8 protein-coding genes, 2 tRNA genes and 3 rRNA genes are annotated in these 15,164 nt (G+C 55.4%); 2 read left to right on the top strand and 11 right to left on the bottom strand.

Annotation, left to right across the window (positions count from 1 at the left end; translation table 11 throughout):
- Positions 1-6: 6 nt before the first annotated feature.
- The 11 genes from birA to pepQ form a co-directional block, all read right to left on the bottom strand.
- On the bottom strand, positions 7-969 hold the full coding sequence (gene birA, locus ACMGGE_RS17880) for a bifunctional biotin--[acetyl-CoA-carboxylase] ligase/biotin operon repressor BirA (protein WP_063622776.1): 963 nt from the start codon (positions 967-969) through the stop codon (positions 7-9).
- Positions 966-1,994, bottom strand: coding sequence for a UDP-N-acetylmuramate dehydrogenase (gene murB, locus ACMGGE_RS17875; RefSeq protein ID WP_420294010.1), 1,029 nt, complete (start codon positions 1,992-1,994; stop codon positions 966-968). The genes birA and murB overlap by 4 nt, the downstream gene beginning before the upstream one ends.
- A gap of 124 nt (positions 1,995-2,118) precedes the next feature.
- Positions 2,119-2,234, bottom strand: a 5S ribosomal RNA gene (rrf, locus tag ACMGGE_RS17870).
- Between the two features lie 73 nt (positions 2,235-2,307).
- Positions 2,308-5,212: ribosomal RNA gene (locus ACMGGE_RS17865) — 23S ribosomal RNA — on the bottom strand.
- A 171-nt stretch (positions 5,213-5,383) separates the two neighbouring features.
- Positions 5,384-5,459, bottom strand: a tRNA-Ala gene (locus tag ACMGGE_RS17860).
- 43 nt (positions 5,460-5,502) lie between these two features.
- Positions 5,503-5,579 (bottom strand) — tRNA-Ile (locus ACMGGE_RS17855).
- Between the two features lie 70 nt (positions 5,580-5,649).
- Positions 5,650-7,191: ribosomal RNA gene (locus tag ACMGGE_RS17850) — 16S ribosomal RNA — on the bottom strand.
- The 16S, 23S and 5S rRNA genes sit together here with 2 tRNA genes alongside, the layout of an rRNA operon.
- A 353-nt stretch (positions 7,192-7,544) precedes the next feature.
- The gene (hemG, locus tag ACMGGE_RS17845; RefSeq protein ID WP_045909212.1) at positions 7,545-8,090 is read right to left on the bottom strand and encodes a menaquinone-dependent protoporphyrinogen IX dehydrogenase; all 546 of its coding nucleotides are present in this window, start codon (positions 8,088-8,090) and stop codon (positions 7,545-7,547) included.
- A gap of 10 nt (positions 8,091-8,100) precedes the next feature.
- Positions 8,101-9,552 carry a Trk system potassium transporter TrkH gene (gene trkH, locus ACMGGE_RS17840; RefSeq protein WP_023309600.1) on the bottom strand — a complete coding sequence of 484 codons (1,452 nt, stop codon included), beginning with the start codon at positions 9,550-9,552 and terminating at the stop codon, positions 8,101-8,103.
- A gap of 39 nt (positions 9,553-9,591) precedes the next feature.
- Positions 9,592-10,206, bottom strand: coding sequence for an IMPACT family protein (locus ACMGGE_RS17835; RefSeq protein ID WP_024908007.1), 615 nt, complete (start codon positions 10,204-10,206; stop codon positions 9,592-9,594).
- A complete protein-coding gene (gene pepQ / locus ACMGGE_RS17830; protein WP_420294193.1) occupies positions 10,206-11,537 on the bottom strand; it encodes a Xaa-Pro dipeptidase in 1,332 nt (443 codons plus the stop codon). Before pepQ ends, ACMGGE_RS17835 begins: the two co-directional genes overlap by 1 nt.
- 189 nt (positions 11,538-11,726) lie before the next feature.
- On the opposite strand from pepQ, the gene fadB reads away from it, so the two are divergent.
- Together fadB and fadA are read left to right on the top strand one after the other, a co-directional pair.
- Positions 11,727-13,916, top strand: a complete 2,190-nt coding sequence (gene fadB / locus ACMGGE_RS17825; protein ID WP_420294009.1) for a fatty acid oxidation complex subunit alpha FadB — start codon at positions 11,727-11,729, stop codon at positions 13,914-13,916.
- A gap of 9 nt (positions 13,917-13,925) precedes the next feature.
- A complete protein-coding gene (gene fadA / locus ACMGGE_RS17820) occupies positions 13,926-15,089 on the top strand; it encodes an acetyl-CoA C-acyltransferase FadA (RefSeq protein WP_048226879.1) in 1,164 nt (387 codons plus the stop codon).
- Positions 15,090-15,164: the final 75 nt, after the last annotated feature.

Below are 15,164 nucleotides of genomic sequence, written 5' to 3'. Positions count from 1 at the left end.
ATCCGGTTATTCGGCACTCCGCAGGGAAATCTCACCGCCCACCCAGGGTTTGATCACGCCATCCTGCTCCAGGAGCAGCGCGCCCTGAGCGTCGATACCGCGGGAAGTGCCGTAGATCTCTTTATCACCAATCAGCAATTTCACCGGGCGGTTGATAAAGTTATCCAGCTTTTCCCAACGCGACAGGAACGGTGCCAGCCCTTCCTGCTCAAAAAGCGTGAGCGAGCTGCGCAGCTCTTTAATCATACGTACGGCAAGGGTGTTACGATCGATGACGATCCCCGCCTCCTGGAGGTTAGTCCAGGCCTGATTAACCACGTCATTCTGGACATTGCGCATCACCATATTGAGGCCCGCGCCAATGACGATTTGCGCCGCATCGCCCGTTTTGCCCGTCAGTTCGACCAGAATCCCGGCAAGTTTACGATCGTTGAGGTACAGATCGTTAGGCCATTTAACACGCACTTGATCCGCACCCAGATCGTGCAGCACCTCTGCCATGACGATACCGATGACCAGGCTCAGGCCAATGGCAGCGGCCGGGCCCTGATCGAGTCGCCAGTACATGGACAGATAGAGATTGGCGCCAAAGGGTGAAAACCACTTGCGGCCACGACGGCCGCGACCGGCCTGTTGATATTCAGCTACACAGGCATCGCCGGATTTGAGCTCAGGCAGACGATCCAGCAGATACTGGTTCGTCGAGTCAATCACCGGCAGCACCGCCACGTTGCCATGTCCAATCTGGCTGCGGATCGCGTCTTCATTCAGCAACTGAATCGGCTCCGGCAGGCTGTAGCCTTTTCCGGGAACCGTAAACACATCAACCCCCCAGTCACGGAGCGTCTGGATGTGCTTGTTAATGGCGGCGCGGCTCATGCCCAGCTGCTCACCCAGCTGCTCGCCGGAATGGAATTCACCATCCGCCAGGATACCAATCAGGGTTAACGGGACCGTATTGTCCTTCATGCGATAGTCTCCACAGCGTTGACTTCACCTGTGCGACCAATGAAGCGGACTTCTGGCTCCAGCCAGACGTTAAATTTTTCGCCGACACGCTGGCGAACATAGTGAGCCAGCTGTACCACATTGTCGCTGGTTGCATCGTGTTGGTTAATCAGTACCAGAGCCTGCTGTCGGTGAACAGCTGCCCCGCCAACTGAAGTGCCTTTTAGCTGGCATTGATCGATAAGCCATCCTGCTGCCAGCTTCACGCTGCCATCCGCCTGAGGGTAATGTGGCGCGGTTGGCCACTCCTCCAGAAAGCGTCGGGCATTTTCGCCGCTGATCACCGGGTTTTTGAAGAAGCTTCCTGCATTTCCATTAACTTTGGGATCGGGAAGCTTGGTCATCCTCATATGGCAAACCGAGTCAAAAACGTCGCGTGCGGTAACGGTAGCCGGATCGAGACGCGTTAAATCCCCGTAGGTCAATACGGGCTGCCAGTTCTTCGACAGACGCAAACCCACGGCGACAATCACGTAGCGATCCTGATATTCATGTTTGAAGATACTGTCACGATAGCCAAAACGGCACTGTTCTGCGGTTAAACGCGTCGCCGTTCCGGTCGCCAGCTCGATGCAGTCGACATATTCACAGACATGTTTCAGCTCGATGCCGTAGGCGCCGATGTTCTGAATGGGTGACGATCCAGCGCAGCCTGGAATAAGCGCAAGGTTTTCCAGACCCGCCATCCCTTTTTCGAGGGTAAACTGCACCAGGTGGTGCCAGTTTTCACCAGCCCCCACGTGCACGTGCCAGCTGTCGGCACGCTCTTCCACATCAATTCCCATGATGCGGTTAACGATCACCGTTCCCGCAAAATCATCGAGAAACAGGACATTACTTCCTTCGCCGAGAATCAGTACGGGTTCGTTATTTTCTTTCGCGTTTTGCCATGCATCCAGCAGCTGCTGTGCAGTATCGGCACGTACAATTTGATTGGCATTGCGTTGAATGCCAAAGGTATTCCAGGGCTTAAGGGAGTGGTTCATAGACGCTATCCTGATGCAAAAACGCAGGTAGTTTACCGTATAAGCAGGGTGATGGGGGATCAGTTTGTGCAGCGTATAAACGCAAAAAGGCCATCCTTTCGGATGGCCTCTTCACTTGTTTGATGCCTGGCAGTTCCCTACTCTCACATGGGGAGACCCCACACTACCATCGGCGCTACGGCGTTTCACTTCTGAGTTCGGCATGGGGTCAGGTGGGACCACCGCGCTAAAGCCGCCAGGCAAATTCTGTTTAATCTGTATCAGAGCTGAAAATTGATTGTCTGTCTCTTCGCCGAAACAGCTTCGGCGTTGTAAGGTTAAGCCTCACGGTTCATTAGTATCGGTTAGCTCAACGCATCGCTGCGCTTACACACCCGACCTATCAACGTCGTCGTCTTCAACGTTCCTTCAGGAGACTTAAAGTCTCAGGGAGAACTCATCTCGGGGCAAGTTTCGTGCTTAGATGCTTTCAGCACTTATCTTTTCCGCATTTAGCTACCGGGCAGTGCCATTGGCATGACAACCCGAACACCAGTGATGCGTCCACTCCGGTCCTCTCGTACTAGGAGCAGCCCCCCTCAATTCTCCAGCGCCCACGGCAGATAGGGACCGAACTGTCTCACGACGTTCTAAACCCAGCTCGCGTACCACTTTAAATGGCGAACAGCCATACCCTTGGGACCTACTTCAGCCCCAGGATGTGATGAGCCGACATCGAGGTGCCAAACACCGCCGTCGATATGAACTCTTGGGCGGTATCAGCCTGTTATCCCCGGAGTACCTTTTATCCGTTGAGCGATGGCCCTTCCATTCAGAACCACCGGATCACTATGACCTGCTTTCGCACCTGCTCGAGCCGTCACTCTCGCAGTCAAGCTAGCTTATGCCATTGCACTAACCTCCTGATGTCCGACCAGGATTAGCTAACCTTCGTGCTCCTCCGTTACTCTTTGGGAGGAGACCGCCCCAGTCAAACTACCCACCAGACACTGTCCGCAACCCGGATTACGGGTCTACGTTAGAACACCAGCCATTAAAGGGTGGTATTTCAAGGACGGCTCCACGCAGACTGGCGTCCACGCTTCAAAGCCTCCCACCTATCCTACACATCAAGGACCAGTGTTCAGTGTCAAGCTATAGTAAAGGTTCACGGGGTCTTTCCGTCTTGCCGCGGGTACACTGCATCTTCACAGCGAGTTCAATTTCACTGAGTCTCGGGTGGAGACAGCCTGGCCATCATTACGCCATTCGTGCAGGTCGGAACTTACCCGACAAGGAATTTCGCTACCTTAGGACCGTTATAGTTACGGCCGCCGTTTACCGGGGCTTCGATCAAGAGCTTCGCGTTGCCGCTAACCCCATCAATTAACCTTCCGGCACCGGGCAGGCGTCACACCGTATACGTCCACTTTCGTGTTTGCACAGTGCTGTGTTTTTAATAAACAGTTGCAGCCAGCTGGTATCTTCGACTGATTTCAGCTCCACCCGCAGGGGCTTCACCTACATATCAGCGTGCCTTCTCCCGAAGTTACGGCACCATTTTGCCTAGTTCCTTCACCCGAGTTCTCTCAAGCGCCTTGGTATTCTCTACCTGACCACCTGTGTCGGTTTGGGGTACGATTTGATGTTACCTGATGCTTAGAGGCTTTTCCTGGAAGCAGGGCATTTGTTACTTCAGCACCGTAGTGCCTCGTCATCACACCTCAGCGTTAAAAGGTACCGGATTTACCTGGAACCTCCGCCTACATGCTTAAACCGGGACAACCGTCGCCCGGCTAACATAGCCTTCTCCGTCCCCCCTTCGCAGTAACACCAAGTACAGGAATATTAACCTGTTTCCCATCGACTACGCCTTTCGGCCTCGCCTTAGGGGTCGACTCACCCTGCCCCGATTAACGTTGGACAGGAACCCTTGGTCTTCCGGCGAGCGGGCTTTTCACCCGCTTTATCGTTACTTATGTCAGCATTCGCACTTCTGATACCTCCAGCATGCCTCACAGCACACCTTCAGCGGCTTACAGAACGCTCCCCTACCCAACAACGCATAAGCGTCGCTGCCGCAGCTTCGGTGCATGGTTTAGCCCCGTTACATCTTCCGCGCAGGCCGACTCGACCAGTGAGCTATTACGCTTTCTTTAAATGATGGCTGCTTCTAAGCCAACATCCTGGCTGTCTGTGCCTTCCCACATCGTTTCCCACTTAACCATGACTTTGGGACCTTAGCTGGCGGTCTGGGTTGTTTCCCTCTTCACGACGGACGTTAGCACCCGCCGTGTGTCTCCCGTGATAACATTCTTCGGTATTCGTAGTTTGCATCGGGTTGGTAAGCCGGGATGGCCCCCTAGCCGAAACAGTGCTCTACCCCCGAAGATGAATTCACGAGGCGCTACCTAAATAGCTTTCGGGGAGAACCAGCTATCTCCCGGTTTGATTGGCCTTTCACCCCCAGCCACAAGTCATCCGCTAATTTTTCAACATTAGTCGGTTCGGTCCTCCAGTTAGTGTTACCCAACCTTCAACCTGCCCATGGCTAGATCACCGGGTTTCGGGTCTATACCCTGCAACTTAACGCCCAGTTAAGACTCGGTTTCCCTTCGGCTCCCCTATACGGTTAACCTTGCTACAGAATATAAGTCGCTGACCCATTATACAAAAGGTACGCAGTCACACCACAAGGGTGCTCCCACTGCTTGTACGTACACGGTTTCAGGTTCTTTTTCACTCCCCTCGCCGGGGTTCTTTTCGCCTTTCCCTCACGGTACTGGTTCACTATCGGTCAGTCAGGAGTATTTAGCCTTGGAGGATGGTCCCCCCATATTCAGACAGGATACCACGTGTCCCGCCCTACTCTTCGAGTTCACAACCTGTGCATTTTCGTGTACGGGACTGTCACCCTGTACCGTGCGACTTTCCAGACGCTTCCACTAACACACAAGCTGATTCAGACTCTGGGCTGCTCCCCGTTCGCTCGCCGCTACTGGGGGAATCTCGGTTGATTTCTTTTCCTCGGGGTACTTAGATGTTTCAGTTCCCCCGGTTCGCCTCGTTAACCTATGTATTCAGTTAACGATAGTGTGACGAATCACACTGGGTTTCCCCATTCGGACATCGCCGGGTCAAAGGTTCATATCACCTCGCCGGCGCTTTTCGCAGATTAGCACGTCCTTCATCGCCTCTGACTGCCAGGGCATCCACCGTGTACGCTTAGTCGCTTAACCTCACAACCCGAAGATGTTTCACTTCTGATTGCGAAAATTTGAGAGACTCGAACACACCATTAAAGATGTGTCGTTTCAATTTTCAGCTTGATCCAGATTTTTAAAGAGCAAAACTTCGCAGTGCACCTTTTCAGGTTCACTCTGAAGTTTTCTTGGGTTCGCAGTAAAAGATGGTGGAGCTATGCGGGATCGAACCGCAGACCTCCTGCGTGCAAAGCAGGCGCTCTCCCAGCTGAGCTATAGCCCCATCGTTTTGCAATCTCTGTACCGCTCATCCTTTAAAAGGAGTTTGGTAGGCCTGAGTGGACTTGAACCACCGACCTCACCCTTATCAGGGGTGCGCTCTAACCACCTGAGCTACAAGCCTGCAGAGATTTTTACTGCTGTTTTTTCATCAGACAATCTGTGTGAGCACTGCAAAGGCAGGTTCTTTAAGGTAAGGAGGTGATCCAACCGCAGGTTCCCCTACGGTTACCTTGTTACGACTTCACCCCAGTCATGAATCACAAAGTGGTAAGCGCCCTCCCGAAGGTTAAGCTACCTACTTCTTTTGCAACCCACTCCCATGGTGTGACGGGCGGTGTGTACAAGGCCCGGGAACGTATTCACCGTAGCATTCTGATCTACGATTACTAGCGATTCCGACTTCATGGAGTCGAGTTGCAGACTCCAATCCGGACTACGACGCACTTTATGAGGTCCGCTTGCTCTCGCGAGGTCGCTTCTCTTTGTATGCGCCATTGTAGCACGTGTGTAGCCCTACTCGTAAGGGCCATGATGACTTGACGTCATCCCCACCTTCCTCCAGTTTATCACTGGCAGTCTCCTTTGAGTTCCCGGCCTAACCGCTGGCAACAAAGGATAAGGGTTGCGCTCGTTGCGGGACTTAACCCAACATTTCACAACACGAGCTGACGACAGCCATGCAGCACCTGTCTCAGAGTTCCCGAAGGCACCAATCCATCTCTGGAAAGTTCTCTGGATGTCAAGAGTAGGTAAGGTTCTTCGCGTTGCATCGAATTAAACCACATGCTCCACCGCTTGTGCGGGCCCCCGTCAATTCATTTGAGTTTTAACCTTGCGGCCGTACTCCCCAGGCGGTCGACTTAACGCGTTAGCTCCGGAAGCCACGCCTCAAGGGCACAACCTCCAAGTCGACATCGTTTACGGCGTGGACTACCAGGGTATCTAATCCTGTTTGCTCCCCACGCTTTCGCACCTGAGCGTCAGTCTTTGTCCAGGGGGCCGCCTTCGCCACCGGTATTCCTCCAGATCTCTACGCATTTCACCGCTACACCTGGAATTCTACCCCCCTCTACAAGACTCTAGCCTGCCAGTTTCGAATGCAGTTCCCAGGTTGAGCCCGGGGATTTCACATCCGACTTGACAGACCGCCTGCGTGCGCTTTACGCCCAGTAATTCCGATTAACGCTTGCACCCTCCGTATTACCGCGGCTGCTGGCACGGAGTTAGCCGGTGCTTCTTCTGCGGGTAACGTCAATTGCTGAGGTTATTAACCTCAGCACCTTCCTCCCCGCTGAAAGTACTTTACAACCCGAAGGCCTTCTTCATACACGCGGCATGGCTGCATCAGGCTTGCGCCCATTGTGCAATATTCCCCACTGCTGCCTCCCGTAGGAGTCTGGACCGTGTCTCAGTTCCAGTGTGGCTGGTCATCCTCTCAGACCAGCTAGGGATCGTCGCCTAGGTGAGCCGTTACCCCACCTACTAGCTAATCCCATCTGGGCACATCTGATGGCAAGAGGCCCGAAGGTCCCCCTCTTTGGTCTTGCGACGTTATGCGGTATTAGCTACCGTTTCCAGTAGTTATCCCCCTCCATCAGGCAGTTTCCCAGACATTACTCACCCGTCCGCCGCTCGCCGGCAAAGTAGCAAGCTACTTTCCGCTGCCGCTCGACTTGCATGTGTTAGGCCTGCCGCCAGCGTTCAATCTGAGCCATGATCAAACTCTTCAATTTAAGTTTGATGCTCGTGAATTAAACTTCGTAATGAATTACGCATGTTCACTCAGAGACTTGGTATTCATTTATTGTCCGAAGACATTAAGAATCCATGTCACTTTGAGTGCCCACACAGATTGTCTGATAAATTGTTAAAGAGCAGTGCCGCTTCGTTTTCGCTGCGGCGCGGGGTGTGCATATTACGCTTTCCCGCTTCAGAGTCAAGCGTTTATTTTCGCTTTTCTCTGCTGACCCGGCGGCGTGTGTGCCGTTGTTCCGTGTCAGTGGAGGCGCATTATAGGGAGTTATTCTGAAGTGACAAGCACAAAATACAAAAAACTTTTCGTTCGCTCACTTTTCAAACTTAACGCTTATTTATGTCGCGAATCGCCCGTTAAATGTGCGATTTCTCGCGCAAAACTGGCTACCTGCGACCAGTCGGTATAAACCACTTCTTTACGCGTATCGGTTTCGCCCCCCGTCATCTTCATAATAAGACGGATCATAAAGCGGTCATACCAGCGGTAGCGAGGGTAGCGCAGCGCGCCGGCAAAGACGGCGCACAGTTCTGGCTGCCACGGCGAGTTGAGTAAAAACTTGCGCGTGTAGCTGTTGGTCTGCGGCGTGCGCTTCTCGGGTTTACGCGCGACCAGATTGACCGAGTAGAACGCGCCGGGCAACGTATTAAGCTTCGCCGTATGCTTTTTCACAAAGCGATCCAGCGCCGGATGGAAATGCCCGTAACGAATAGATGCACCAATCACCACGCGATCGTAATCCTGCCAGGTAATCTGATCCGCACGGTTCAGGTTAACCACATCCGAGTAAATCCCCAGCTCTTTGAGTTCAGATGCCAGATAGGCGGCAATCTCACGCGTTTGCCCGTCTCGCGTAGAGAAAAGAATCAGTGTTTTCATCAACGGCTCCTTACTCGCGCCAGAATGTAGGGGTGAACAGCACCAGCAGCGTAAAGACCTCAAGACGACCAAACAGCATATTGGCGATGAGGATCCATTTCGCGACAGGGTTCATACTGGCAAAGTTATCCGCCACCACGCCCAGGCCAGGCCCGAGGTTATTCAATGTTGCGACGACGGACGCAAAGGCGGAGAAATCATCCACTCCCGTTGCGATAATCGCCAGCATACTGACGATAAAGACCAGCGCATACGCCGAGAAGAATCCCCACACCGCTTCGAGGATACGTTCCGGCAGCGCGCGGTTCCCCAGCTTGATGCTGTAGACCGCGTTCGGGTGGACCAGACGCTTCAGCTCACGGTTGCCCTGCTTAAACAGCAGCAGAATACGGATCACCTTCAGACCACCGCCCGTCGACCCCGCACAGCCGCCGATAAACGCGGAACAGAGCAGAAGCACCGGCAGGAACAGCGGCCAACGGGCGATGCTGTCCGTGGTAAACCCGGCGGTTGTCGCCATCGACACCACCTGGAAGAAGGCCTGGTTTAGCGTGGTCAACGCGGAGTTATAGACATCATGGAACCAGAGCACCAGGGTACAGATGATCACCAGCGTCAGCTGGACGCCAATAAACATGCGGAACTCAGGGTCACGCCAGTACACCTTCAGGCTGCGCCCGCTCAGTAAAGAGAAATGCAGACCGTAGTTACAGCCAGAGATCAGCAGGAAAATGGCAATGATAGTGTTAATCGTTGGGCTGTCGAAGTAGCCCACGCTGGCATCGTGGGTAGAGAACCCGCCAATCGCAATCGTCGCAAAACTGTGCCCGATAGCATCAAACGCGGGCATCCCGGCAAACCATAGCGCCAGCGCACAGGCCACCGTCAGTAATACATAGATAAGCCAGAGAGTTTTTGCCGTCTCGGCAATACGCGGCCGCATCTTATTGTCTTTCAGCGGCCCGGGCATTTCGGCGCGATAAAGCTGCATCCCCCCGACGCCCAGTATTGGCAGGATAGCCACCGCCAGGACGATGATCCCCATACCGCCGAACCACTGCAGCATCTGACGATAAAAGAGAATCGCGTGCGGCAGCGAATCCAGTCCTACCAGCGTCGTCGCCCCGGTCGTCGTTAAGCCGGAGAAGGATTCAAAGAAGGCATCCGTGATGCTCAGGTTAGGCTGTTCAGAGAAGATAAAGGGCAGCGAACCGACGCTCCCCAGCACCGTCCAGAACAGCACGACGATCAGAAACCCTTCGCGAGATTTCAGTTCACCTTTCTGACGACGGTTCGGCCACCACAGCAGGGAGCCGATCGCCAGCGCGACAAAGAAGGTCTGGGTAAATGCCCGCCCCGCGCCGTCCCGGTAGATAAGCGCCACCAGTCCAGGGAGAATCATCGTCCCGGAAAAGAGTATGACCAGCAGTCCAACGATTCGGGTTATGGCACGAAAATGCATCTCTGCCGCTTCCTTTGGTATTCAAAAGTGAGGTGGGGATTATTCTTCAATCGGCAGCAATTGCAACGAACCACGACTAAAATCAGCCAGTTTTGCTGAAAAAGCAGCCAGTTCCGCCTGAGGAAGCGCCACGCGTAATTGCACCATTGCCTGATATTCACTGTGTGCGATGACACCGTTAAACTGCCGCAGCAGCGCTTCAATACCCGATAGCTGGGCGTAATCGCATAATAAAGTATATTCGGTAAGCGGCGTTTTGCGGGTAGTGACCAGCATATTAAGCGCCTGCTGCACGCCCCCGCCATAGGCTTTAACCAGCCCACCGGTGCCTAACAAAATGCCGCCGTAGTAGCGCACCACCACGGCGGTTATTTCGCCCACGCCGCTGCCCATAAGCTGGGAGAGCATGGGTTTACCGGCCGTGCCCGCCGGTTCACCGTCATCGGAAAACCCCAGTTGCTGCGAATCGTCCGGCGGCCCTGCTACCCACGCCACGCAGTGGTGACGGGCGTCAGGATGCTCAGCCCGGACGGACTCGACAAACGCTTTTGCCGCCTCTACGCCGTCGGTATGCGCCAGCAGCGTAATAAAGCGGCTTTTCTTGATTTCCTCAACAAAGGTGACCGGTTCAGCCGGTATTAGCCAGCTTTCCATCAGGCCAGCTTCAGGTCTCGCGTCATATTCTCGATACCGTTTTCGTGAATCACCACGTTATCTTCGATACGAATACCGCCAAACGGCTTCAGCGCGTCAATTCTTTCCCAGTTGAAGTGCTTGCTGAACTGGCCTTCACGCCACGGCGCCAGCAGGGATTCGATAAAGTAGATCCCCGGTTCAATCGTCAGCACCATGCGCGGTTCCAGAATACGGGTGCAGCGCAGGTAAGGATATTTAGACGGTGCCGCCAGGTGCGTACCGGTATCATCCTGCATAAAGCCCGCAACGTCGTGCACCTGCAGGCCCAGCGGGTGACCAATGCCGTGCGGCATGAAGGGCCCGGTCAGATCGTTCTCGACCATCGCCTCTTCGCTCATGTCTTTCACAATCTGGTGCTTACGCAGCAGTTTGGCGATGCGCTGATGGAACTGGATGTGGTAATCCACATAGCTGGTGCCCGCCTTCATGGTGGCAATCAGCGCCAGCTGTTCATCGTTCACGTCTTTGATCAGCTGCGCGAACTCGGTGTCCGCATTCGCCGCCCAGGTGCGGGTCAGGTCGGCCGCGTAGCCGTTGTACTCTGCCCCTGCGTCCAGCAGGAAGCTGCGCATTTCCGACGGAACCTGGTGATCCAGTTTGGTGTAGTGCAGGACGGACGCGTGCTCGTTGAGCGCGACAATGTTGCTGTACGGCACGTCGGTATCGCGATGACCGGTGGCGGTCAGGTACGCCTGGTTGATATCGAACTCGCTCATGCCGGACTGGAAGGCTTCATGCGCCGCACGGTGACCGTTCACCGCGGTCTTTTGCGCTTCACGCATGCAGTAAAGTTCGTAGTCGGTTTTGTACGCGCGGTAATAGTGGAGGTAATCCAGCACCCCTTTCGGGTTGAGTTTGTCTGCCGCAATATCCAGGCCCAATGCACGCTCCGGAACAGGGCCAATATAGGCGATGTTGCCACGTGCGGCAGGCAGCTGGCCGCCAATACCGTCCGCTTTTGGCAGCGCAATGACCTCAATCTCTTCCGTCCAGAAAGAGGTCGGCAGCGGCTCAACGTTGTGCCAGTAATCGACCGGCAGGTAGAACCACAGTTTCGGCTTGTTCACGCCATCCACCAGCAGCCAGCAGTTGGGCACCTGCGTCACCGGCACCCACGCCTTAAACTGTGGGTTCACCTTGAACGGATAAGCGTGGTCATCCAGAAAGGTATTCATCAGCTCGCCGGAGTGGATCAGCAGCGCATCCAGCTTAAAGCGGGCCAGTACATCGCGGGTACGTTCCTGTAGGGTAACGATATGATTTTTATAAAGCGAAGCCAGTGAGTCCATCATTATTCCTTTCGTTTTTTGACCTCAAGTCATCGCATCTTAGCACACCTCACTCCGCCTGCGTGATTTCCACCGACCGTGATCAATGCAGCAATTTCTTAATGAGTAATTTGCATTTTATTAACATAAATCCCACACTCCGATTCATCTGGTATGACCAGATCCAATTGCTGGATTCAGGAGACTGACATGCTCTACAAAGGCGACACCCTGTACCTCAACTGGCTGGAAGATGGCATTGCCGAACTGGTGTTCGATGCCCCCGGCTCAGTGAACAAGCTTGATACCGCGACGGTGGCCAGTCTTGGCCAGGCGCTGGATGTTCTTGAAAAACAACCTGAATTAAAAGGGCTGCTGCTGCGTTCGAACAAAGCGGCCTTTATCGTCGGTGCCGATATCACCGAGTTCCTTTCGCTGTTCCTGGTACCGGAAGAACAGCTGAGCCAGTGGCTGCACTTTGCCAACAGCGTCTTTAATCGTCTGGAAGATCTGCCTGTCCCGACTATTTCCGCCGTTAACGGCTATGCGCTGGGCGGTGGCTGCGAGTGCGTGCTGGCGACCGACTATCGCCTGGCGACGCCGGACCTGCGCATCGGCCTGCCGGAAACCAAGCTGGGCATTATGCCGGGCTTTGGCGGCTCCGTCCGTATGCCGCGCATGCTCGGTGCCGACAGCGCGCTGGAGATCATTGCCGCGGGTAAAGATGTCGGCGCAGAACAGGCGCAGAAAATTGGTCTGGTCGACGGCGTTGTAAAACCGGAGAAGCTTGTTGAAGGCGCACTCGCCATTCTGCGTCAGGCCATTAACGGCGAGCTCGACTGGAAGGCCAAACGCCAGCCGAAGCTGGAGCCGTTAAAACTCAGCAAGATTGAAGCCACCATGAGCTTCACCATCGCCAAAGGCATGGTGATGCAGACGGCGGGTAAACACTACCCGGCGCCGATCACGGCGGTGAAAACCATTGAAGCGGCTGCCCGTTTCGGGCGCGATGAAGCGCTGAAGCTCGAAAATCAGAGCTTTGTCCCGCTGGCGCACACCAATGAGGCTCGCGCGCTGGTCGGTATCTTCCTGAACGATCAGTTTGTGAAAGGCAAAGCCAAACAGCTGACCAAAAACGTTGAGACGCCAAAACATGCGGCGGTACTCGGCGCGGGCATTATGGGTGGCGGCATCGCTTACCAGTCAGCCTGGAAAGGCGTGCCGGTGGTGATGAAAGACATCAACGAAAAATCCCTGACGCTGGGCATGACCGAAGCGGCCAAGCTGCTGAATAAACAGCTTGAGCGCGGGAAAATTGACGGTCTGAAGCTTGCAGGCGTGATCTCCACCATTCAGCCCGTGCTGGAATACAGCGGTTTCGACCGTGTCGACGTGGTGGTCGAAGCCGTCGTCGAGAACCCGAAGGTTAAAAAAGCGGTGCTGGCGGAAACGGAAGACAAGGTTCGCCCGGATACCGTACTGGCCTCTAACACCTCCACCATTCCAATCAGCGAACTGGCGAGCGTGCTGAAGCGTCCGGAAAACTTCTGCGGCATGCACTTCTTCAATCCGGTACACCGTATGCCGCTGGTCGAAGTGATCCGTGGGGAAAAAACCTCTGACGACACCATCGCCAAGGTGGTGGCCTGGGCCAGCAAGATGGGCAAAACGCCGATCGTCGTTAACGATTGTCCGGGCTTCTTCGTCAACCGCGTGCTGTTCCCTTATTTCGCCGGTTTTAGCCAACTGCTGCGCGACGGCGCGGACTTCCGCAAAATCGACAAAGTGATGGAAAAACAGTTCGGCTGGCCGATGGGACCGGCGTATCTGCTGGACGTTGTGGGCATTGATACCGCCCACCACGCCCAGGCGGTAATGGCGGCAGGCTTCCCGCAGCGCATGCAGAAAGACTATCGCGACGCGATTGACGCGCTGTTCGACGCTAACCGCTTCGGTCAGAAAAACGGTCTGGGCTTCTGGCGCTATAAAGAAGACAGCAAGGGCAAACCGAAGAAAGAAGAAGACGCGGCGGTGGATAGCCTGCTGGCCGATGTCAGTCAGCCGAAACGCGACTTCACCGACGATGAGATCATCGCCCGCATGATGATTCCGATGATCAACGAAGTGGTGCGTTGCCTCGAAGAAGGCATTATCGCCAGCCCGGCGGAAGCGGATATGGCGCTGGTATACGGCCTGGGCTTCCCTACGTTCCACGGCGGCGCGTTCCGCTGGCTGGACACACTCGGCAGCGCCCGCTATCTCGATATGGCTCAGCAGTATCAGCACCTCGGCCCGCTGTATGAAGTGCCGGAAGGGCTGCGTAACAAAGCGCGCCATAACGAACCCTACTATCCCGCAGTTGAGCCAGCCCGTCCGGTTGGCGAGCTGAAAACGGCTTAAGGAGTCACAATGGAAAAGGTTGTCATTGTTGATGCGATTCGCACCCCGATGGGCCGTTCAAAAGGCGGCGCGTTCCGTAACGTGCGTGCGGAAGACCTCTCCGCGCACCTGATGCGTAGCCTGCTGGCGCGTAACCCGGCGCTGGATCCGGCTGCGCTCGACGATATCTACTGGGGCTGCGTGCAGCAGACCCTGGAGCAGGGCTTCAACATCGCCCGCAACGCGTCGCTACTGGCGGAGATCCCGCATTCGGTTCCGGCCGTCACCGTTAACCGCCTGTGTGGTTCATCAATGCAGGCGCTGCACGACGCTGCCCGCATGATCATGACCGGCGATGCTCAGGCTTGCCTGGTCGGTGGCGTCGAGCATATGGGTCACGTCCCGATGAGTCACGGGGTCGATTTCCACCCAGGGATGAGCCGCAACGTGGCGAAAGCTGCGGGGATGATGGGTCTGACCGCCGAGATGCTCTCCCGCCTGCACGGCATCAGCCGCGAAATGCAGGATGCCTTTGCCGCGCGTTCTCACGCTCGCGCATGGGCCGCCACGCAGTCTGGTGCCTTTAAGAACGAGATCATCCCTACCGGCGGCCACGATGCAGACGGCGTTCTGAAGCAGTTCAGCTACGACGAAGTCATCCGCCCGGAAACCACCGTCGAAGCGCTTTCCACGCTGCGTCCGGCGTTTGACCCCGTCACCGGTACGGTCACGGCAGGGACCTCGTCGGCGTTGTCCGACGGCGCCGCCGCGATGCTGGTAATGAGCGAAAGCCGCGCCCGCGAGCTGGGATTAACGCCTCGCGCTCGGGTACGCTCGATGGCGGTCGTGGGCTGCGATCCGTCGATCATGGGCTACGGCCCGGTTCCGGCTTCAAAGCTGGCGCTGAAAAAAGCGGGCTTAACCGCCAGCGACATCGATCTCTTTGAGATGAACGAAGCGTTTGCCGCGCAGATCCTGCCGTGCATTAAAGATCTGGGGCTGCTGGAGCAGATCGACGAAAAGATTAACCTCAACGGCGGCGCGATCGCCCTCGGTCACCCGCTGGGCTGCTCCGGGGCGCGTATCAGCACGACGCTGATCAACCTGATGGAACGCAAAGATGCCCAGTTTGGTCTGGCAACGATGTGTATCGGGCTGGGTCAGGGTATCGCGACGGTGTTTGAGAGAGTGTAAGGCTATAACGTAGGCCCGATAAGCATCGCGCCATCGGGCTTTTGCCGGGAGGCGCTGCGCTTTCCCGGCCTACGA

Origin of the sequence: Enterobacter sp. BNK-22 (assembly GCF_048684805.1) — a bacterium.
In the GTDB taxonomy this organism is placed as follows: domain Bacteria; phylum Pseudomonadota; class Gammaproteobacteria; order Enterobacterales; family Enterobacteriaceae; genus Enterobacter; species Enterobacter quasiroggenkampii.
Note: the sequence above shows the minus strand (reverse complement) of the source record. Positions and strands in the feature narration are given on the sequence as shown.

What these genes read in the sequence shown, in the direction of transcription:
- fadB (WP_420294009.1), top strand. Translation starts at nt 11,727, where the DNA reads ATGCTCTACAAAGGCGACACCCTGTACCTCAACTGGCTGGAAGATGGC.
- birA (WP_063622776.1), bottom strand. Translation starts at nt 969, where the DNA reads ATGAAGGACAATACGGTCCCGTTAACCCTGATTGGTATCCTGGCGGAT.
- fadA (WP_048226879.1), top strand. Translation starts at nt 13,926, where the DNA reads ATGGAAAAGGTTGTCATTGTTGATGCGATTCGCACCCCGATGGGCCGT.
- pepQ (WP_420294193.1), bottom strand. Translation starts at nt 11,537, where the DNA reads ATGGACTCACTGGCTTCGCTTTATAAAAATCATATCGTTACCCTACAG.
- hemG (WP_045909212.1), bottom strand. Translation starts at nt 8,090, where the DNA reads ATGAAAACACTGATTCTTTTCTCTACGCGAGACGGGCAAACGCGTGAG.
- ACMGGE_RS17835 (WP_024908007.1), bottom strand. Translation starts at nt 10,206, where the DNA reads ATGGAAAGCTGGCTAATACCGGCTGAACCGGTCACCTTTGTTGAGGAA.
- murB (WP_420294010.1), bottom strand. Translation starts at nt 1,994, where the DNA reads ATGAACCACTCCCTTAAGCCCTGGAATACCTTTGGCATTCAACGCAAT.
- trkH (WP_023309600.1), bottom strand. Translation starts at nt 9,552, where the DNA reads ATGCATTTTCGTGCCATAACCCGAATCGTTGGACTGCTGGTCATACTC.